The sequence below is a fragment of the Streptococcus sp. HMSC065C01 genome, assembly GCF_001813525.1.
GTDB classification, from domain to species: Bacteria; Bacillota; Bacilli; order Lactobacillales; family Streptococcaceae; genus Streptococcus; species Streptococcus parasanguinis_V.
The window spans coordinates 188165-208382 of sequence record NZ_KV812859.1 but is presented as its reverse complement, the minus strand read 5'-3'; the positions used below and the strand labels follow the sequence as shown (position 1 = coordinate 208382).

Sequence of the window (20218 nt, the reverse complement as noted above, 5' to 3'; positions counted from 1 at the left end):
AAAGGACGGTTTTGGATAAAAGAATACTAAAAAATTTGTTATAATGGAGGTTAACAAAAAGGTGATTAGAGTAAGAACATGCAAGATAAAATTGTCATTCATGGGGCACGTGCCCATAATTTAAAAAATATAGACGTGGAAATTCCACGGGACAAATTAGTCGTGGTGACGGGTTTGTCTGGATCTGGAAAGTCCAGTCTTGCCTTTGATACCCTCTATGCAGAAGGTCAGCGCCGCTACGTAGAGAGCTTATCGGCCTATGCCCGGCAGTTCTTGGGAAATATGGAAAAACCAGATGTCGACTCTATTGACGGCTTGAGTCCAGCCATTTCCATCGACCAAAAAACGACCAGTAAAAACCCACGTTCTACAGTGGGGACGGCAACAGAGATCAATGACTACCTGCGCCTGCTCTATGCGCGTGTAGGGACGCCTTATTGTATCAATGGACATGGCGCTATTACCGCTTCTTCGGTTGAGCAAATTGTCGATCAAGTCTTGGAATTACCAGAGCGCCAACGCCTGCAAATTCTAGCTCCCATTATCCGCAAGAAAAAAGGCCAGCACAAGAATATCATTGAAAAAGTCCAAAAAGACGGCTATGTTCGGGTTCGAGTTGACGGTGAGATCTATGATGTGACAGAGGTCCCAGAACTGTCTAAAAGCAAACAGCACACGATTGAAGTGGTGGTGGACCGGATCGTGATCAAAGAGGGCATCCGCTCGCGTCTCTTTGATTCGATTGAGGCAGCTCTTCGGATAGCGGACGGTTATGTGGTGATTGATACTATGGATGGAAAGGAACTGCTCTTTTCGGAGCATTATGCTTGTCCAGTCTGTGGCTTTACCGTTCCTGAATTAGAGCCCCGTCTCTTTTCTTTCAATGCGCCTTTCGGCTCCTGTCCAGACTGTGATGGGCTGGGTATTAAGCTAGAGGTGGACTTGGATTTGGTGGTGCCAGATGATCGCTTAACCCTTCGTGAAGGAGCTCTTGCTCCTTGGAATCCGATCTCTTCCAACTACTATCCTCAGATGCTGGAGCAGGCCATGATCCATTTTGGCATTGATATGGATCAGCCTTTCTCAGATCTTTCTCAAGAAGAAAAGGACTTGGTTCTCTATGGGTCAAACGGGAAGGAATTCCACTTCCACTATGAAAATGAGTTTGGTGGAGTTCGAGATATCGAGATTCCTTTTGAAGGGGTCGTAAACAATATTCACCGTCGTTTCCGTGAGACCAATAGTGATTTCACCCGCAACCAAATGCGCTCTTATATGAACGAATTGACCTGTGCGACCTGCCACGGCTACCGTCTCAATGACCAAGCTCTCTCTGTTCGTGTCGGAGGAGAAAAGGGGATGCATATCGGGGAAGTGTCAGATCTATCAATTGCGGACCACTTAAAAGCCGTGGACCAGCTGGTCTTAACGGACAATGAAGCTACGATTGCAAGACCGATCCTAAAAGAGATCAAGGATCGCTTGACCTTCTTAAACAATGTGGGGCTCAATTACTTGACCTTGTCACGATCTGCTGGGACCTTATCAGGTGGAGAAAGCCAGCGCATTCGCTTGGCAACCCAGATCGGGTCCAACCTCTCTGGTGTCCTTTATATCTTGGATGAGCCGTCTATCGGCCTCCATCAAAGGGACAATGACCGCCTGATTGCCAGTCTCAAGAAGATGCGCGATTTAGGCAACACCTTGATCGTCGTCGAACATGATGAAGATACCATGAGAGAGGCAGACTACCTGATCGACGTCGGCCCAGGTGCCGGTGTCTTTGGGGGAGAGATCGTTGCGGCTGGAACTCCAAAGCAGGTGGCTCGCAACAGCAAATCCATCACTGGCCAGTATTTGTCCGGCAAGCGCAAGATTCCGGTTCCAACAGAGCGCCGTTCAGGAAATGGCCGTTCTATTGAAATTACGGGGGCCAGTGAGAATAACTTACAAGACATCACAGCACGCTTTCCTCTAGGAAAATTCATCGCAGTCACTGGAGTTTCCGGTTCTGGAAAATCGACCTTGATCAATGGCATCTTGAAAAAAGCCATCGCTCAAAAGCTCAACCGCAATTCGGAAAAACCAGGGAAATACAAGACGATTCAGGGGATTGAGCATATCGATCGCTTGATCGACATTGATCAAAGCCCGATTGGTCGCACTCCTCGTTCCAATCCAGCGACCTATACAGGCGTCTTTGATGACATTCGCGATCTCTTTGCTCAGACCAATGAAGCCAAAATTCGGGGCTATAAAAAAGGCCGCTTTAGTTTCAATGTCAAGGGCGGGCGTTGTGAAGCCTGCTCAGGAGATGGGATCATCAAGATTGAAATGCACTTCTTGCCGGATGTCTTTGTTCCTTGTGAGGTCTGCCATGGACGTCGTTACAATAGTGAGACCCTCGAAGTCCACTACAAGGAAAAAAATATTGCAGAAGTGCTGGATATGACGGTCAATAAGGCAGTTGAATTCTTCAAGCACATTCCAAAAATTGAACGCAAACTCAAGACCATCCAAGATGTGGGCTTGGGCTATGTAACGCTGGGGCAACCAGCGACCACCCTTTCAGGTGGGGAAGCGCAGCGGATGAAGTTGGCTTCTGAATTGCACAAGCGCTCTACAGGGAAATCCTTCTATATCTTGGATGAACCAACGACCGGACTCCATACTGAAGACATTTCTCGCTTGATCAAAGTCTTAGAGCGATTTGTGGATGATGGCAATACGGTCCTTGTGATTGAGCACAATTTGGATGTCATTAAGACAGCAGATCATATCATCGATTTAGGACCCGAAGGCGGTGTCGGTGGCGGAACTATTATTGCGACCGGAACACCAGAAGAAGTAGCAACAAATCCTGCTAGCTACACAGGACAATATTTGAAAGGAAAATTACAATGAATCAACGGATCAGCAACTTAAGAAGCAAAATGAAAGCCCAAAACCTCAAAGCGGTATTGATTAACAATTTGAAAAATGTTTATTATTTGACCAATTTCTGGGGTTCAAACGGGACTGCTTTGGTGACAGAAGAACGCGTGGTCCTCTTTACGGATTCGCGCTACACCATCCATGCTCATGCGACTTGTTTCCCCTTTGTAGAGATTGTGGAAACTCGCGATGAGTTGACTGCAGCTGCAGAGATCGTTAAGGATCTTGGAATCAAAGAACTTGGTTTTGAGGACGAAGTGACGGTAGCCTACCATGCCCGTATGGCTTCTGTTTTCAGTGGCATCAGCCTTCAATCCCTAGCGAACTTTGTCATGGAATTGCGCTTGATTAAGGATGAAACGGAGATTGCGGCCATTAAAAAAGCTTGTAGCATCTCTGACCAAGCCTTCCATGATATTTTAGACTATATTAAGGTAGGGAAAACGACAGAGTTGGAAGCAGCGACTTTCCTCGATTTTAGAATGCGGGAGTTGGGAGCTTCTGGTGTATCTTTCGATATTATTTCAGCAGCTGGTGAACGCTCTGCGATGCCTCACGCGACTCCAAGTGATCGAGTGATTTCAGCAGGAGATGCCTTGACCCTTGATTTTGGTTGCTTGTATGACCACTATGTCAGCGATATGACACGGACTATCTATGCGGGTCATGTCAGCGACAAGGAAAGAGAAATTTACGAAACTGTTTTGAAAGCCAATCAAGCCTTGATTGCTGCTGCTAAAGATGGACTTGGCTTCCGATATTTTGATAAAATCCCACGTGATGTGATCGAGGCAGCCGGCTATGGCCAATATTTTACTCATGGAATCGGTCATGGAATTGGGCTAGATATCCACGAAGAACCATATTTCAGCCAAACGTCTAAAGAAGCGATTCAAGCAGGGATGGTCTTAACAGATGAGCCAGGTATTTATATCGAAGGTCTCTCTGGTGTGCGGATCGAAGATGACCTCTTGATCACAGAAACAGGCTGTGAAGTCTTGACCCTTGCTCCTAAAGAATTGATTGTCCTATAAAATAGACAGTATTTTCTTAACCCCTGTGTAACAAACAAAGATAAGAAAAGAGGCCTATGAAAAAACGAAGTGTAATAGTTGGAATTTTTCTAGTAGTCCTGCTATTTGTATTTGCTCCTTCTGCCCATGCAGGTGTCGGTAATACAGATAGTGGTGGCAGTAGCTTGATTGATTCAGGTGGCGGTAGCAGTTGGTCCGATGGTGGCAGTAGCTGGTCCGATGGCGGAAGTAGTTGGTCTGGTGGCAGCAGTTGGTCTGGTGGATCCAGTAGCTACAGTTCTAGTTCTGGAACAGACTCTGGTGGTGTAGTGGCAGTTTTTGCTATCGTTGGATTGATTGGATTTATCTATAATATTGCAAAAGAGGCTAATGATAGTGATGAATCATTCTCTTCAAATAGTGGTCCAAAACGGACAACCGAAGAGCGGGCCGGTCGACCAATTGAAAACAACTATGAAGCGATTCGCCGCATCCGTAAACTGGATCCAATGTTTGATGAAGACCGCTTCTTGTCGCAAGTCAAGCTGGTTTATCTTCAATTACAGTCTGCTTGGACAGAAAAAGATTGGAATTCTGTGCGGAACTTAGAAAGTACGAGTCTTTATGAGCAGCACTTGACGCAGTTACAAGAACATATTCGTGCCAAAACAACCAATGTTCTAGAGCGCGTGCGTGTGGAAGATTCCAAGATCAAAGACTTTATCGAAAATCCAGAAGGCAATGACCGCATCGAAGTCATTCTGTCATCGACGATGAGAGATTACATCCGAAATGATGAAACGGGTCGTGTGATCGAAGGGGATCCAACCAAAGATCTCTTTACCGTTTACCGCATGGTCTTCCTCCGTGAACATGGAGCGCAGACAGAGATCATTAAGAATTCAGAAGTCGTTAGTGATCATTGTCCGAACTGTGGTGCGCCATTGACGATTGATTCAATCGACAAGTGTGAATATTGCCAAGCATCCTTGAAGCACAATCCAAAAGATTGGGTCTTGGATGTCTACGAAGTTGTGGATGAAATTGAATTCTACAGATAGGAGAATGTATGGGATTTATTAAAGCAGCCCTTTCAGCGGGCATTTCAAGTTTTCAAGATAGTAAATTTAAGGAAGCCATTACCTTGCCAGAAGCTGTTCCAGCAACAGCTTTGGCCATTAAGGGACAGCTCTTGACCAAAGATCCAGATGGGCGCTCTCGCCAGAGCAACCAAAATACAGGTCTATTGACAGATGGATCTGTTGTCATTGTTCCTCAAGGCTATGTTGCTCTCTTGGTCAATAATGGAACGTTTCTAGGAGACCTTCTAGAAGCAGGGAGCCACGAATGGCAAGCCGGTGAAAATGCCTGGTTGTTTGAAAAAGGTGGTGTGAAAGGAACGTGGGATCAGTTCAAGAACCGCTTCTCGTTTGGAGGCCAAGTGGTCACCCAACAAGAAATTATTTTTGTGCGGATGCAACCTTTTACAGGAAATAAATTTGGCACTCAAAATCCAGTCGAGTACTTTAGCGACCGTTACCAACAGCTTCTCAGTATTCGTTTTTATGGTCTTTATGATGTTAAAGTGGCAGATCCTGTACTCTTTTACATCAGTGCAGTCAGTCGTCAAATCACTGCAGATAAGCCGTTTACCTTGGAAGATGTGGCTCAGGGCACCTTGCGCCAAAATCTGGCACCAAAAATTGCAGTGGCCATTTCAAAATATACAGCAGAAAATAAGGCGGATATTTACAACATCAATGCGGACCAAGATGTTTTTAATGAAGTTGCAAAACGCGAAGTCAACAAAACTTGGACAGAATTATATGGTATCGAATTAACCAATGTCCTCATTGAAGATTTGAGCTATGATGCAGACAGTATGGCCAAGGTCAATAAACTGGACAGTGAATTGGCGGCGATGAAGTACAATACCATTGAAATCGAAGAACGTCGTGCTCGCAATGAAGCTTTGGTCGCAGCTGCTAAAAATGAAGGTGGCAATGGCATGAACATGATCATGGGGATGAATTTGGGTCAATCCCTTGGTAATGACCTTCAAAAACAAGCCTCTCCAGCTCAAGACAAGCCACATACCTTCTACATTGAAGTAGATGGAAAATATGTCCATGTCACCAAAGATGCGGATGGTAATATTGTGCCTGTGGACCAATAAGGAATAGTGAAGATGGAGTTGGAGATATAGAGATTCTAAGGACTCGTTCCTGTAATCTCTCTCCGCCTTCTAGCCTTCCGAAAAAGAGAAAATTGCTGTTTGAGAAAAATCAAATAGTGTGTTACAATAAAGAGTAATCTATTTTTAAAAAAGAGGTAATAAAACATGATCGAAGCAAGTAAATTGAAAGCTGGTATGACTTTTGAAACAGCTGACGGAAAATTGATCCGCGTTTTGGAAGCTAGCCACCACAAACCAGGTAAAGGAAACACTATCATGCGTATGAAATTGCGTGATGTCCGTACTGGTTCAACATTTGATACAAGCTACCGTCCAGAAGAAAAATTTGAACAAGCGATTATCGAAACTGTTCCAGCTCAATACTTGTACAAAATGGATGATACAGCCTACTTCATGAACACTGAAACATATGACCAATATGAAATTCCAGTTGTGAACGTAGAACAAGAATTGCTTTACATCCTTGAAAACTCAGAAGTAAAAATTCAATTCTACGGAAGCGAAGTCATCGGTGTAACAGTTCCTACAACTGTTGAATTAACTGTTGCAGAAACTCAACCATCTATCAAAGGTGCTACAGTGACTGGTTCTGGTAAACCTGCTACAATGGAAACTGGTTTGGTCGTAAACGTTCCTGACTTCATCGAAGCTGGACAAAAATTGGTCATTAACACTACTGAAGGAACTTACGTTTCTCGTGCATAAGAGACATCTCAGGGTGTCAAATAGAAAGGAACTTCTATGGCAACTGAACAATTTGGTGACATCGTTATTGCACCACGTGTATTAGAAAAAATTATTGCGATTGCGACAGCAAAAGTTGAGGGTGTCTATTCGCTTGAAAACAAGAGTGTTTCAGATAGCTTATCCAAACGCTCCCTTGGACGTGGCGTCTACCTTCATACAGAAGAAGATGGTCAAGTTTCAGTAGACATCTATCTCTATTTAGAATACGGAGTGGCTGTACCATCTGTCGCTGTAGCCATTCAAAAAGCGGTCAAGTCAGCAGTTTATGATATGGCAGATGTAACCTTGGATGCTGTCAACATTCACGTTGTTGGTATCGCAACGGAAAAATCTCCAAAACCAGACTTGAAAGATTTGTTTAATGAGGACTTCCTCAATGACTGATGAAATTTTATTAGAATCACGTCGAGATTTGCGTGAGCGCGCCTTCCAAGCCTTGATGGCCTTGGAATACGATGGAGACATTGTTGAAGCTTGTCGTTTTGCTTATCTACATGATAAGGACCTAGCAGAAGACAAAGAAGTCGATCTTCCTGCCTTTCTCATGAATCTCGTGACGGGTGTCTACCAATCCAAAGATCAACTGGACCAGCAAATCGGTCAACATTTGAAAACCGGCTGGACTGTTGAGCGCTTGACCTTGGTAGAGAAAAACATCCTTCGTCTGGGAATTTACGAAATGACAGAGTTTGATACACCACAGATCGTCGCAGTCAATGAAGCGGTGGAATTGGCCAAGGCCTTTTCAGATGAAACCTCTTCACGATTTGTCAACGGTGTCCTCAGTCAATTTGTGACAGAAGAATAATTAAAAAAGAGCCGATGGCTCTTTTTTTGTGAAAAATATCCCCACAGTTTCTACTGAGGGGATACTGCTTTTAGACACTTTTTCCAGAGTGGAGACTAACGGGCAAGAAATAACCGGTAGTCGCTACTTTTTTTCCTTCGATCTTTTGGAGTAAAAGATCCACCATGAGGATAGCAATGTCTTCGAGGGGTTGTTGGATGGTTGTCAGTTCAGGTGTATAGGTCTCAATGAACTGGGTTCCATCATAACCAATCACTTTCAAATCCTGGGGAATCTGAATATCTAATTCTCTAGCGACTTTCATGATCAAGATCGCCGTCAAATCATCGGAGGCGAAAATGGCATCTGGTTTGTGGTGGGTTAAAATCTGTTTGATTTCCATTTCTTTGCGAATAGGGGAGAAATCACTGGAAACATTAATGATCATGGACTCAGGTAGAACCGATGCAAACCCCGCATGACGCAAGCCTGTTGGGGAGTTGGAGTTGTCATTCCCTGTGATCATGATAATCTTTCGGGCTCCGGTTTTTACTAAAGTTTCTGCTGCAAGCACCCCGCCAGCGTAGTTGTCTGAAGAGACAACCGGAATTTCTGGGGAGAGGTTGCGGTCAAAAGCAATGATAGGAGCAGTTACCCGGTTGTAATCTTCAATGCCCAAATTATGACTTCCTGAAATGATGCCATCTACCTGGTTGGCCTCCAACATTTCAATGTATTCGCGCTCTTTTTCAGAGTCATGTTCACTATTGCAGATGATGGTTTTATAGCCGTGTTTGAAGAGTTGGTGCTCTAGTTTGTCAATTAATTCAGCATAGAAAACATTGCTGATGTTGGGAAAGATCAAGCCGACTAACTTGGCTGATTTTCCTTGGAGGCTACGAGCAACATTGTTAGGTTTATAGCCCAATTCTCGCATGGCTTCTTGGACTTTTTGGATCGTTTTTTCAGACAGGTATCCTTTTTTATTGATGACCCGTGAGACAGTAGTAGGGCTGACACCGGCGAGTTTGGCGACATCAGTTAGCTTTGCGACCATAATCAAGTTCGTAGTAAGTTCCAGTAGGGGTTCCAGACTTGATCAAGATTCCATTTTGATCTGCATGTGGGTAGACCCGACCAGAAAATACTTTTTCTCCTTTATTGATAAAGATTTCAAATATCGAATTGTCAATGAAAATATTAGCGGTTGTCGCTTGGTTAGCGATTGTGCAGCTACGGCTCGTACCGAAGTCTTGGGCATATTGCTCACCAGCCTGGCTACGATCGACTGTGACCAATCCTTTAGCCAGATCAAATGTGAGAGCTAAGCCCTTTCCTTCTGCATCGGCAAAGAGGACGATTTCGTTCTGACTATCCTTTTCAAACTGCAATTCCAATTCATAGCAGTTCTTGGTTTGTGCCTTGTTGGCAAATTCCTCACTCTTAGCGCGCAAGTCCTTGATCGCTTCAACTGGGTATTGGTAGAGCTTGCCATCTTTGATGGTTAATTCTTTGACCAGTGAGAGAGCTCCTTGGTAGTCATAGGAATCCGTTGGATAAGAAACGTCTGGAAGACCTAGCCAGCTAACAGTATAGGCACGTCCATCGGGAGCATTAAATCCTTGAGTCGCATAGGCATCAAAACCATAGTCGAGATTATGCAATTCAGATACATCAACCATTTTGGCCTTTTCTGGGTCAAAGCTTGCCCCAATCTTGTACATATTTGGATAGATATTGTCATAATCGAGAACGGCTTTATCTAAGCCTTGAGGGCAGTATAGGAGAACGGGTTGGTCTCCTACAAAGACTAGGTTGGGACATTCCATCATATAAGCTGTCCGATCGTTTGCAAAATCCAAGTCACCGACTGTAACCCAGTTGGAATAGTCATTATCTACAGCCTTATAGAGACGGATGAATCCTTTCTTCTCAAGGTCTTGACCACCAACGATAGCGTAGAATTGACCTTTGAAATTAAAAATCTGTGGGTCACGAAAGTGATCCGTAGAGTCAGCCGGTTGATCAATCAAGATTTTGTCAATTTTTTCAATCTTGCCGTCTTTATCCATCAAAGCACCGACTTGGTAAGGATGACGAACCCATTCTGCATCACGAACATTTCCGGTGTAGAATAAGAATAGTTTGTCACCAAACTGCATGGCTGATCCGGAATAAGCTCCATGGCTATCCAGATCTGTGTCTGGAAGAAGCGTTACACCAGTTTCTTTGAAATGAACCAAGTCTTCACTTTCTGTTTGTACCCATGATTTTAACCCATGGGCTGCACCAAATGGGAAATTTTGGTAAAACAAGATCCATTTTCCATCAAAGTAGGAAAAACCGTTAGGATCATTTAAGAGACCAGCTTTTGGCTCAACATGATAGTGTGTATGCCAAGGAGATTTGGCCATATGATCTTGGATGGCTTGCTTTTCCTCTTTTGTCCAGTCTTCGTAACGTCTGTAACGACGTTCAGTTGTCCATTCCATTTTATTCCTCCGAATTTTTTCTTACTTCCATAGTACCGATTTCCTATTAAAAATGCAAGCGATAAATGAAAAAAATGGCAAAAAATGTCAAACGATTGACAGCTATTTTGCAGCCTGAAGAAAAGAGGAGAAGTTGAAAATTTATGAAAATATGAAAGAAAATGAAAATAAAAGTCTGATTTAAAGTGCTAAAAAGCGTAGTACAGGCCTGTTTTAAAATGAAAATAGTTTCATACTGTCAAAAGGTGTCAAAAAGTCCAAAAAAGTTTCAAAAAAATCCTGCAAAACGCTTGACATATTTTCAATACGTGGTACAATTAAAAACGTAGAAACGATTTAACCGTTTACATTACAAAAAATAAGGAGATTTTTGCAAAATGTCAAATACAGAAATTGCAAAGCAGGTCATCGATGCAATCGGTGGGGTTGAGAACGTTAGCAGTGTTGCTCACTGTGCGACTCGTCTTCGCGTGATGGTAAAAGATGAATCAAAAATCAACAAAGATGTTGTTGAGAACATTGAAAAAGTACAAGGTGCTTTCTTTAACTCAGGTCAATACCAAATCATCTTTGGTACTGGTACTGTAAACAAGATCTATGATGAAGTAGTAGCTCTTGGCTTACCAACATCATCAAAAGATGAAATGAAAGCAGAAGCCGCTAAACAAGGAAACTGGTTCCAACGCGCGATCCGTACCTTTGGAGACGTTTTTGTTCCAATTCTACCAGCAATTGTTGCGACTGGATTGTTTATGGGGATTCGTGGTGCCATTGCTCAAGACCAGGTTTTGGCTTTGTTTGGCACAACAGCAGATGCATTTAAATCTACTGATTTTTATACCTATTCAACAATTTTAACTGATACCGCGTTTGCCTTCTTCCCAGCCTTGATTTCATGGTCTGCATTCCGAGTATTCGGAGGAAATCCTGTTCTTGGGATTGTAATTGGTTTGATGATGGTTAGTCCGACACTTCCAAATGCGTGGGTTGTAGCGGAAGATCCTTCTAAAGCAGCAACATACTTTGGTATCTTCCATCATGTGGTTGGATTCCAGAACTCAGTTCTTCCCGCTTTCTTCGTTGGTCTAATTGGTGCGAAACTTGAAAAGTGGCTCCATAAGAAAATTCCAGATATCTTAGATTTGTTATTGGTTCCATTATTCACATTGACAATCATGTCATTCCTCGCTTTGTTTATTATTGGTCCATTCTTCCACAGTATCGAAGAATATGTACTAAATGTAACTAAGTTTATTTTGAATTTACCATTTGGTCTTGCAGGTCTTCTTATTGGTGGCGTTCATCAGTTGATTGTCGTTACCGGCGTCCATCATATCTTTAATCTTCTTGAATCACAATTAATTACTGCAGATAAAAAAGATCCATTTAATGCAATTATTACAGCGGCTATGACTGCACAAGCTGGAGCTACTTTAGCAGTGGCAGTGAAATCTAAATCTCAAAAAGTGAAAGCTCTAGCATTTCCTGCAACTATCTCTGCCTTGTTAGGTATTACTGAGCCTGCAATCTTTGGTGTAAACTTGCGTTATGTGAAACCATTCGTTATTGCTTTGGGAGCAGGTGCAGTAGGTGGTTGGATTGCATCTATGTTAAATCTTGCTGGTACAGGATTTGGTATTACAATTATTCCAGGAACGCTTCTCTATCTAAACGGTCAATTATTGAAATATGTATTTATGGTTGTATTTACAACTGCCCTAAGTTTCGGTTTGACTTATATGTTTGGTTATGAAGATGAAGCTTCATCAGTTCCTGCAGAGGACAAAGAAGCAGAAGCTATTATTGAAGAAGAAACAACTGGAGCTCTTCCAGCATCTCTTCAAGACGAAACCATTATCTCTCCGATCGTTGGTCAAGCTGTTGCTTTGTCTGATGTGAATGATCCTGTCTTCTCAAGTGGAGCGATGGGACAAGGAATTGCCATCAAACCAACTGAAGGCGTTGTCTATGCACCAGCTGATGCTGAAGTAACCATTGCTTTTGCAACTGGTCACGCTTACGGTTTGAAGACCGCTAATGGTGCTGAAATCTTGATCCACGTTGGGATTGATACCGTATCAATGAACGGTGAAGGATTTGATCAAAAAGTAGCTCAAGGTGATAAAGTGAAAGCTGGTGATGTCCTTGGTACATTTGATGCAGCGAAAATTGCCGCAGCTGGTCTTGAAGACACAACTATGGTGATCGTCACTAACACAGCTGACTATGCTTCTGTCACACCTGTTGCAACTGGATCTGTTGCGAAGGGTGATGCGATCATCGAAGTCAAAGCTTAATCGAAACAATAAGTTTTCAAGGACTGGTCTATCATCTCCAGTCCTTGAATTTTATTTCTCAAAAAAAGTGTGTTTTTTCTTTAGAGAAGAGAAAAAGATTGACTACAAAATATGCTATAATAAATACAGGATATTTTTCATAATAAAAAAGGAGCCAACATGACAAAATTATATGGAAGTTTGGAAGCTGGCGGTACAAAATTTGTTTGTGCGGTTGGTGATGAAAACTATAATGTTGTGGAAAAAGTACAATTTCCAACAACCAAGCCAATTGAGACGATTGATAAGTGTATTGAATTTTTCTCAAAATTTGAGGATCTAGTTGGGCTTGCGATTGGTTCATTTGGACCAATTGATATCGATCCAAATTCAAACACTTATGGTTTCATCACAACGACTCCAAAACCAAATTGGGCCAATGTAGATATCGTTGGGGCCTTCCGTCGTGCCTTGAATGTACCTATCTATTTCACAACAGATGTGAATAGTTCTGCCTATGGAGAAGTGGTCGCACGCAACAATGCGGGTGGTCATATCGAAAACTTGGTTTACTATACAATCGGAACAGGAATCGGAGCTGGTGTCATCCAACGTGGTGAGTTTATCGGGGGAGCTGGGCACCCAGAAATGGGACACTACTATGTGGCCCAACACCCAATGGATGTGGAAAAAGAATTCAAGGGTGTTTGTCCTTTCCACAATGGCTGTTTGGAAGGTTTTGCGGCTGGTCCTAGTCTCGAAGCTCGTACGGGTATTCGTGGGGAAAACATTGAACTCAACAGCAATGTATGGGATATTCAAGCCTACTACATCGCACAAGCAGCAGTGAATGCGACAGTTACCTTCCGCCCAGACGTCATTGTCTTTGGAGGAGGAGTCATGGCTCAACAACATATGTTAGATCGTGTTCGCACGAAATTTACTGCCCTCTTGAACGGTTACCTCCCTGTACCTGATGTGAGAGATTATATTGTGACACCTGCAGTTGCCGGCAATGGTTCAGCGACCTTGGGGAACTTTGTCCTTGCAAAAGAAGTGAGCGAAAAGCTTAAAAAATAAGCAGCAATTGTCTCTTAGAGGTTAGAAACAAGAGCGAGGAGGCTGGGACAAAAGTCCTAGCCTCTCAATTATTTTTGGATTGTCGAGCAAGACGCAGTGGTTGAGTGGGCTCTACTACGCTGATTTCATCAGCTTTTACAGCCCTACTCAACTGTGCGGAGGTGGGACGACGAAATCGAATTCTAACGAATTACCGATTTCTGTCCCACTCTCTTCTTTCGTCTATCTATCAAGAAGTGAGGAAGGAATGAAAAAGAATATTGTAAAAGATGTCTTATTCTTGGGTCAAAAGTCAGAAGAAGCGACACCTGAGGATCGCACCTTGGCTTTGGATTTGCAGGACACCTTAAATGCTCATCTCCTTGAGTGTGTCGGTTTAGCAGCCAATATGATCGGGGTGAAAAAGCGAGCGATTATCATCCGAATGGGAAGTGAAAATTTGGTCCTGTTTAATCCGGTTCTCCTTGAAAAGAAAAAGCCTTACCAAACAGAGGAAGGATGCTTGTCCTTGGTGGGGAGTCGGCCGACCACTCGTTATGAGGAGATTTCAGTGGCCTATCGAGATATGAATTGGAAAGCAAAAACAATTCATTTGTCAGGCTTTCCGGCCCAGATCTGTCAGCATGAAATGGATCATCTAGAAGGCATTATTATCTAAAGATGAAGGATGGAGTCGATTCGGCTCCTTTTTTTAGTTCTTATGGAAACTTTTTTCTTGACAGGGATCTTTTTTGTGTTAAAATAGTTCTCATAGTAACTTTAAAGTTCTTAAGAGAACTATTTGGAGGAAATGATGGACAAACCTTTACTAGAATTTAAAAAAATCGGTCATCTCATTCACCTCATGGTAGAAAGAGAGGCCAAGAAGAGAGGGCTTGAATTTAGCGCAGGACCCCAAGGTCAGGTATTGGGCTTTTTATCTCATCGTGAAAAGGAGGGGAAAGTGACCTTGATTCGGGATGTTGAGCAGGAACTTCATATCTCAAAATCCGTGACGAGTAACCTGATCAAGCGCATGGAGAAAAATGGCTTTATTTATCTAGAGCCTAGTCCAACCGATAAACGGGCCAAGTATGTCTACCTAACAGACAGTGTAAAAGATAAATTGAATGACATGAAACAATTCTTTGAAGAAGTGGACCAGGATATGATGGCTGGTGTATCAGAAGAAGAATTGGCCATCTTTTTCAGGGTCATGCATCAATTTTATGAGAATATGAAAAAAAGGAGCGAGGAATGATCAATATATTTCGGCGGTTAACTGCCAAAGAATGGGGCATGATTGCCCTTAGTACGGTCTTTATCTGTCTGGCTGTTTGGATGGATTTAAAGACTCCTGAATACTTATCCGATATCACGACCCTCTTAGCCAAGGATGGGACCAAGGTTTCTGATATTATGGATCCGGGAAGCAAGATGTTGCTCTTCTCTTTTGGAAGCTTTTTGATGGCAGTTTTTGTGGGCTTTTTGGCTTCAAGAGTCGCTGCCAGCTTTACGACGCGACTTCGAGGAGAGATTTTCCATCAAGTGATGGATTACTCTGATGCCGAGATCAAGAAATTCTCCGTTCCCTCTCTCTTGACTCGTACAACCAATGATTTGACCCAGTTACAAATCATGATTGTCATGGGGATGCAAGTTGTGACGCGTGGTCCCATTATGGCGATTTGGGCTCTGACCAAGATTTGGGGGAAGAGCAGTGCCTGGACAACGTCTGTTGGGATTGCGGTCTTGATGGTCTTGATTCTTCTCTCTGTTCTGGTTCTTATTGCCTTTCCGCGCCAGCAAAAGGTTCAAGGTTTGACCGATGCTTTGAATGCGACGACACGGGAGAGTTTGACTGGGGTGCGAGTGGTTCGCGCCTACAATGCAGAAGCTTATCAAAATGAGAAATTCCAGGCTGAAAACAAGGGCTTAACCCGTCTAAATCTCTTTGTTTATCGTTTGATGTCTTTGATGAACCCTGTCATGACAGTGGTATCAAGTGGGTTGACCCTTGCTATCTACTGGATTGGGGCGCACTTGATCAATGATATCGCCATGCCAAAAGATCCTACAAAGATCTTCACCAGTCCTGCATTAGCGGATCGGACCAAGGTCTTCTCCGATATGATCACCTTCTCCTCTTACGCCATGCAGGTTGTCGTTGGCTTTATGATGATGGTGGCCATCTTGATTATTCTTCCTCGTGCCTTGGTATCTGCCAAACGAATCAACCAGGTCTTAGCTTTAGAGCCGTCTGTAGCCTTCCCAAGTGAGTCAAAAGAAACAACAGGCCAAGAGGGTACCGTTGAATTTCAAGATGTTTCCTTCCGATATGGACGGACTTCCCGTGCTGTGATTGAACATGTGACCTTCTCAGCTCAGAAAGGACAAACCGTTGCCTTCATCGGATCAACCGGTTCTGGGAAATCCACTTTGGTCAACTTGATTCCGCGCTTTTACGATGCAACAGAAGGAAAGATCTTAGTGGATGGCATCAATGTCAAGAATTATAGCCACCAAGAACTGAATAATAAAGTCGGCTATATTCCCCAAAAAGCAGTGCTCTTTAGCGGCACTATTCGCTCCAATATGGAATTTGGAGAAAGTAGTCAAGGAAAATTAGAGGATGAAGCCATCTGGAAAGCTCTTGAATTGGCCCAAGCCAAAGAGTTTGTGGCCGCAAAAGAAAAAGGCTTGGATACAGAAGTAGCGCAAGGAGGAAGCAACTTCTCTGGCGGTCAACGGCAACGCTTGGCCATTGCACGGGCCCTGGCTCGCAAACCTGAGATCCTCATCTTTGATGATTCCTTCTCAGCTCTAGATTATAAAACAGATCGGATCCTGCGACAAGCCTTGAAAGAAGAGCTTGCAGATACGACCAAATTGATCGTTGCCCAACGGATTTCGACTATTATGGATGCAGATTTGATTTTGGTCTTGGATCAAGGGAAGGTCGTCGGTCAAGGTACCCACAAGGAATTGCTTGCGACCAATGAAGTCTATCAAGAAATTGCCTATTCACAATTATCTAAGGAGGAGTTGGAACATGCATAAGACAAAACAAAAAACATCCCTTTGGAGCCAACTTTCTCCCTATTTGAAGGGCTTCCACCTATTTTTCCTAATTGCTATCCTCTTTTCGATCGTATCGAGTGTAATCACGGTTATTGGACCGGATAAGTTAAAAGAAATTACAGATACCATTACAAAAGGGATGGGAGGCGCCATTGATATTGATAAGATCACTTCGATTGCCCTGACCTTAGCCATCCTTTATGGAGTTGGAGCACTGGTGTCCTACAGCAGTAGTTTCATTATCTCAACCATGATTCAGCGCTTTGCAGAACGCTTGCGCAATGCCATTGCTGAGAAGATCAATCGCGTGCCCCTCCAATATTTTGATAGCCATGAACAAGGAGATACCTTGTCTCGTGTGACCAATGACGTGGATTTGATGACCCAATCCTTTAACCAAAGCTTGGTTCAAATGGTCTCTTCTATTGTCTTATTGATTGGCTCCATCCTTATGATGTTTAAGACGGACTGGCACTTGGCGGTGACAGCGATTGTGTCCGTCTTTGCAGGTTTTGCTCTTTCCAGCATCATTATGGTCAAGAGCCAGCCTCTCTTTAAGCAACAACAGGACAACCTTGCCAAAGTTTCAGGTTATGTTGAAGAAATCTATAGTGGCCACAATATCGTCATTTCCTACAATGGCCGTCACCAAGCCAAAAATCATTTTGATGCCATCAACCAAGATTTGTACCATAGCATGTGGAAATCCCAATTCTTCTCTGGGATCATGATGCCCTTGATGCAGTTTGTAGGGAATTTCGGCTATGTCATGGTCTGTATCGTTGGGGCTGTCCTCACCATTAATGGAGACATTACCATCGGGACCATTGTTGCCTTTATGACCTATGTCCGCATCTTTACCCAACCAATTAGTCAAATGGCTCAAGGCATTACCCAATTGCAATCAGCTAGTGCTGCTATGGGGCGTGTCTTTGAATTCTTAGACGAAGAAGAAATGGAAGATGAATCCCAAAAAACACGCCAATTGGAAGTGCCAAAAGGTCATGTTACCTTTGAACATGTTCGCTTTGGTTATTCACCAGATAAGACTATTATCCATGACTTTACAGCTGAAGCTAAGCCAGGACAGAAGGTGGCCATTGTTGGTCCGACAGGTGCAGGTAAGACGACCATGGTCAATCTCTTGATGCGTTTTTACGACATTCAAGCTGGTAAAATTACCATCGATGGTGTGGATACTAAGGCCATGAGCCGAGAAGAAGTTCATGATGCCTTTTCGATGGTCTTGCAAGATACCTGGCTATTTGAGGGGACCATTCGAGAAAACCTGGTCTTCAATCAAACGGATATTTCAGACGAAGCGGTGGAAGCAGCAACCCGAGCGGTTGGGGTCCATCACTTTATTCGGACCTTGCCGAATGGCTATGATACTGTATTAGATGATTCAGTGACCTTGTCCGTGGGTCAAAAGCAACTCTTGACCATTGCGCGTGCCCTCTTGAAGGATGCTCCGCTTCTTATCTTGGATGAAGCAACCTCATCTGTCGATACCCGTACAGAAGAGTTGATTCAAAAAGCTATGGACAAACTCATGGAAGGCCGGACCTCCTTTGTCATTGCCCATCGCTTGTCCACTATTCGTAATGCGGATCTGATTCTCGTGATGAAAGATGGAAATATTATCGAGCAGGGTAATCACCAAGAACTCATGACCCAAAATGGCTTCTATGCTGATCTCTACAATAGCCAATTCACAGAAGAAGTAGCGTAACAACAAGATACAAAGCCCGTAAAATGCAAAGTGAAAATAGGAAATTCTTGCAGTGAGCCATGCTCACAAGAGAATTTATCTTTTTCACACAGCATTTAGGGCGTGTTCAATTCGTGTAATGGAAAGCACAATGGTGCCTTGCCGACACGACTCACTAACTCCTCAGGTGGATAATATCGATCCACCTTCGTCCTGTCGCAATTCCAACAAGATACAAAGGGCGTAACATACAAAGTGAAAAATAGAGAGTGGGACAGAAATTGGTCATTCGTTAGAATTCGATTTCGTCGTCACACCTCCGCACAGTTGAGTAGGGCTGTAAAAGCTGATGAAACCAGTGTAGTAGAGCTCGCTCAACCACTGCGTCTTGCTCGACAATCCAAAAACAATTAAGAGGCTAGGACTTTTGTCCCAGCCTCATTTTTTTATCGATAATAGTAATGGAAAAGACGTTTCTTGGAGACAGAAAAATGATAAATCATCAGATTTTAGTGCTAAATCATGTGAAAAAGAAGAAAGAAAGGATAAAAAAGAAGCCTGGCTTGACAGGTTTTCTTAGGATCGCGTATACTAGTAGTATAAAATAAGATGAAAGACAGGAGTGCCAACATGAAGCCCAATCTTCAAGATTATCCGAAATTTTATCGTTGGCTAACCCTGCCTTTTGCGAGAAAACCACATCGTGTGCGGGTCCTTCAAAGGACGAATCGAATCTTGACGTTCGCCATGCCAGGCATCTACGGCCTGGTCTTTTGTTGGCTGTTTTTTAAGAAAACTTCAATGGGAGAAATCTGGCCTTTTATCTGGATCCCTGCTTCGGGTTTTGTCTTGTTTAGCCTCTTTCGTCATTGGGTCAATGTTCCGAGACCTTATGAGAAATGGGAGATTCAACCCTTATTAGAAAAGAATTCATCCGGACATTCCTTTCCTAGCCGACATGTTTTTTCGGCCACCATTATCTCCATGTGTGTCTGCCAGTTGTCGCTTCCGCTTGGAATGTGCTCCATGCTCCTATCTCTTCTATTAGCCCTTGTCCGAGTTCTTGGAGGGGTTCATTATCCCAAGGATGTCCTCGTCGCTTGGGGATTGGGACTCGTCTGGGGAGGACTCTTTTTGCTGGCTTGAATGAACAAATTGCTGAAAATTGACCTTTGTCTAAGAGCGAGGGATAGTGTATACTGGAAAGTGGACTTAGAATAGGAGAGAAGATGAAGTACAGAAAAGCAGAAAAAGCAGATCTGGATCAGGTGGTTCGAGTAGCCAGTACAGCCTTTGAGGACTATCTATTTTTAAAAGTTATCAAGGATTTGGTTCGGGATCCCAAGCAATATCCTGCCTTTGTTGAGGCAATGATGCGCATCCTGGTAAAGGTTTTTCTAAAGCACCATATTTGCCTTGTGGCAGAAAAGAACGATGAAATATATGCAGTTGCCTTGTTGCAAAAAGGACCGATTCCTTTTCGGGCCTATCTCTTAAATGGGGGATTCGGTTTGCTCAAGTTTATTTCCTTGAAGAATATGTTGTCCTACTTTAAATTTATGGAGGACACGGATAAGGAATTGGAGCAAAATGTAGATTTTGATTGGTATTTGATGCTTCTCGCAGTCGCCCCTAAACACCAACGGCAGGGCTATGGCAGTCGCTTTATGACAGAAGGAATTGAGCCTTTCTTGGAAGAGATCAAAGGGGAAAAACTAGCCTTCTATACCAATACCAAAGGAAATGTCTATTTTTACACAAAAAATGGCTACAAGGAAGTCTATTCAAGTGAGATTAGCTTTAACCAAGTAGAGATGGGTAGTTGGTATTTCTTGAAAGAACTAAAAAAACACTAAGGATACAACCTTAGTGTCAGATTGATGACAAAGTCATTTTAGAAACTTTCCTTAGGTGAGTACGG

At 43.2% G+C, this 20218-nt stretch carries 17 protein-coding genes; 15 read left to right on the top strand and 2 right to left on the bottom strand.

All coding sequences use genetic code 11. From position 1 onward, the window contains the following. Positions 1 to 78 precede the first annotated feature (78 nt). The 7 genes from uvrA to nusB all read left to right on the top strand — a co-directional run bounded on the left by uvrA (position 79) and on the right by nusB (position 7699). A complete protein-coding gene (uvrA, locus tag HMPREF2918_RS09605; protein WP_070595427.1) occupies positions 79 to 2904 on the top strand; it encodes an excinuclease ABC subunit UvrA in 2826 nt (941 codons plus the stop codon). Further along, entirely contained in the window at positions 2901 to 3968 is a 1068-nt protein-coding gene (locus tag HMPREF2918_RS09600; protein WP_070595425.1) for a M24 family metallopeptidase, read from the top strand. Before uvrA ends, HMPREF2918_RS09600 begins: the two co-directional genes overlap by 4 nt. Positions 3969 to 4024: 56 nt before the next feature. After that, on the top strand, positions 4025 to 5008 hold the full coding sequence (locus tag HMPREF2918_RS09595) for a TIM44-like domain-containing protein (protein ID WP_070595422.1): 984 nt from the start codon (positions 4025 to 4027) through the stop codon (positions 5006 to 5008). An 8-nt stretch (positions 5009 to 5016) separates the two neighbouring features. Beyond that, entirely contained in the window at positions 5017 to 6123 is a 1107-nt protein-coding gene (locus tag HMPREF2918_RS09590; protein WP_070595420.1) for an SPFH domain-containing protein, read from the top strand. A 165-nt stretch (positions 6124 to 6288) separates the two neighbouring features. Beyond that, positions 6289 to 6849, top strand: coding sequence for an elongation factor P (efp, locus tag HMPREF2918_RS09585; RefSeq protein WP_003005479.1), 561 nt, complete (start codon positions 6289 to 6291; stop codon positions 6847 to 6849). Positions 6850 to 6885: 36 nt separating this feature from the next. Continuing rightward, positions 6886 to 7275, top strand: coding sequence for an Asp23/Gls24 family envelope stress response protein (locus HMPREF2918_RS09580; RefSeq protein ID WP_003005404.1), 390 nt, complete (start codon positions 6886 to 6888; stop codon positions 7273 to 7275). Next, positions 7268 to 7699, top strand: coding sequence for a transcription antitermination factor NusB (gene nusB, locus HMPREF2918_RS09575; RefSeq protein WP_003008602.1), 432 nt, complete (start codon positions 7268 to 7270; stop codon positions 7697 to 7699). Before HMPREF2918_RS09580 ends, nusB begins: the two co-directional genes overlap by 8 nt. Before the next feature lie 70 nt (positions 7700 to 7769). Here the strand turns inward: nusB and HMPREF2918_RS09570 are convergent, their stop codons facing one another. Together HMPREF2918_RS09570 and HMPREF2918_RS09565 are read right to left on the bottom strand one after the other, a co-directional pair. Then, on the bottom strand, positions 7770 to 8735 hold the full coding sequence (locus HMPREF2918_RS09570) for a LacI family DNA-binding transcriptional regulator (RefSeq protein WP_024055083.1): 966 nt from the start codon (positions 8733 to 8735) through the stop codon (positions 7770 to 7772). Further along, a complete protein-coding gene (locus HMPREF2918_RS09565) occupies positions 8716 to 10170 on the bottom strand; it encodes a sucrose-6-phosphate hydrolase (RefSeq protein WP_070595417.1) in 1455 nt (484 codons plus the stop codon). Before HMPREF2918_RS09565 ends, HMPREF2918_RS09570 begins: the two co-directional genes overlap by 20 nt. A gap of 377 nt (positions 10171 to 10547) precedes the next feature. On the opposite strand from HMPREF2918_RS09565, the gene HMPREF2918_RS09560 reads away from it, so the two are divergent. The 8 genes from HMPREF2918_RS09560 (at position 10548) to HMPREF2918_RS09525 (ending at position 20153) form a co-directional block, all read left to right on the top strand. Beyond that, complete coding sequence (locus HMPREF2918_RS09560; RefSeq protein ID WP_070595416.1) at positions 10548 to 12467, top strand: sucrose-specific PTS transporter subunit IIBC; 1920 nt, start codon at positions 10548 to 10550, stop codon at positions 12465 to 12467. Positions 12468 to 12626: 159 nt separating this feature from the next. Further along, positions 12627 to 13526, top strand: coding sequence for a fructokinase ScrK (scrK, locus tag HMPREF2918_RS09555; RefSeq protein WP_003016958.1), 900 nt, complete (start codon positions 12627 to 12629; stop codon positions 13524 to 13526). 247 nt (positions 13527 to 13773) lie between these two features. Next, positions 13774 to 14184: a peptide deformylase gene (locus tag HMPREF2918_RS09550; RefSeq protein ID WP_024054812.1), complete on the top strand. Its 411-nt coding sequence runs from the start codon at positions 13774 to 13776 to the stop codon at positions 14182 to 14184. 135 nt (positions 14185 to 14319) lie between these two features. Further along, entirely contained in the window at positions 14320 to 14766 is a 447-nt protein-coding gene (locus HMPREF2918_RS09545; RefSeq protein ID WP_021153785.1) for a MarR family winged helix-turn-helix transcriptional regulator, read from the top strand. Next, positions 14763 to 16565 carry an ABC transporter ATP-binding protein gene (locus HMPREF2918_RS09540; protein ID WP_021153784.1) on the top strand — a complete coding sequence of 601 codons (1803 nt, stop codon included), beginning with the start codon at positions 14763 to 14765 and terminating at the stop codon, positions 16563 to 16565. The genes HMPREF2918_RS09545 and HMPREF2918_RS09540 overlap by 4 nt, the downstream gene beginning before the upstream one ends. After that, positions 16558 to 18318: an ABC transporter ATP-binding protein gene (locus HMPREF2918_RS09535; RefSeq protein ID WP_049486256.1), complete on the top strand. Its 1761-nt coding sequence runs from the start codon at positions 16558 to 16560 to the stop codon at positions 18316 to 18318. The genes HMPREF2918_RS09540 and HMPREF2918_RS09535 overlap by 8 nt, the downstream gene beginning before the upstream one ends. Positions 18319 to 18927: 609 nt before the next feature. Continuing rightward, on the top strand, positions 18928 to 19443 hold the full coding sequence (locus HMPREF2918_RS09530) for a phosphatase PAP2 family protein (protein ID WP_070595414.1): 516 nt from the start codon (positions 18928 to 18930) through the stop codon (positions 19441 to 19443). A gap of 83 nt (positions 19444 to 19526) precedes the next feature. Next, the gene (locus HMPREF2918_RS09525) at positions 19527 to 20153 is read left to right on the top strand and encodes a GNAT family N-acetyltransferase (RefSeq protein WP_070505233.1); all 627 of its coding nucleotides are present in this window, start codon (positions 19527 to 19529) and stop codon (positions 20151 to 20153) included. Positions 20154 to 20218: the final 65 nt, after the last annotated feature.

Excerpts from the sequence above, each read along its gene's own strand:
- uvrA (WP_070595427.1), top strand. The coding sequence starts at position 79 with ATGCAAGATAAAATTGTCATTCATGGGGCACGTGCCCATAATTTAAAA.
- HMPREF2918_RS09600 (WP_070595425.1), top strand. The coding sequence starts at position 2,901 with ATGAATCAACGGATCAGCAACTTAAGAAGCAAAATGAAAGCCCAAAAC.
- HMPREF2918_RS09595 (WP_070595422.1), top strand. The coding sequence starts at position 4,025 with ATGAAAAAACGAAGTGTAATAGTTGGAATTTTTCTAGTAGTCCTGCTA.
- HMPREF2918_RS09590 (WP_070595420.1), top strand. The coding sequence starts at position 5,017 with ATGGGATTTATTAAAGCAGCCCTTTCAGCGGGCATTTCAAGTTTTCAA.
- efp (WP_003005479.1), top strand. The coding sequence starts at position 6,289 with ATGATCGAAGCAAGTAAATTGAAAGCTGGTATGACTTTTGAAACAGCT.
- HMPREF2918_RS09580 (WP_003005404.1), top strand. The coding sequence starts at position 6,886 with ATGGCAACTGAACAATTTGGTGACATCGTTATTGCACCACGTGTATTA.
- nusB (WP_003008602.1), top strand. The coding sequence starts at position 7,268 with ATGACTGATGAAATTTTATTAGAATCACGTCGAGATTTGCGTGAGCGC.
- HMPREF2918_RS09570 (WP_024055083.1), bottom strand. The coding sequence starts at position 8,735 with ATGGTCGCAAAGCTAACTGATGTCGCCAAACTCGCCGGTGTCAGCCCT.
- HMPREF2918_RS09565 (WP_070595417.1), bottom strand. The coding sequence starts at position 10,170 with ATGGAATGGACAACTGAACGTCGTTACAGACGTTACGAAGACTGGACA.
- HMPREF2918_RS09560 (WP_070595416.1), top strand. The coding sequence starts at position 10,548 with ATGTCAAATACAGAAATTGCAAAGCAGGTCATCGATGCAATCGGTGGG.
- scrK (WP_003016958.1), top strand. The coding sequence starts at position 12,627 with ATGACAAAATTATATGGAAGTTTGGAAGCTGGCGGTACAAAATTTGTT.
- HMPREF2918_RS09550 (WP_024054812.1), top strand. The coding sequence starts at position 13,774 with ATGAAAAAGAATATTGTAAAAGATGTCTTATTCTTGGGTCAAAAGTCA.
- HMPREF2918_RS09545 (WP_021153785.1), top strand. The coding sequence starts at position 14,320 with ATGGACAAACCTTTACTAGAATTTAAAAAAATCGGTCATCTCATTCAC.
- HMPREF2918_RS09540 (WP_021153784.1), top strand. The coding sequence starts at position 14,763 with ATGATCAATATATTTCGGCGGTTAACTGCCAAAGAATGGGGCATGATT.
- HMPREF2918_RS09535 (WP_049486256.1), top strand. The coding sequence starts at position 16,558 with ATGCATAAGACAAAACAAAAAACATCCCTTTGGAGCCAACTTTCTCCC.
- HMPREF2918_RS09530 (WP_070595414.1), top strand. The coding sequence starts at position 18,928 with ATGAAGCCCAATCTTCAAGATTATCCGAAATTTTATCGTTGGCTAACC.
- HMPREF2918_RS09525 (WP_070505233.1), top strand. The coding sequence starts at position 19,527 with ATGAAGTACAGAAAAGCAGAAAAAGCAGATCTGGATCAGGTGGTTCGA.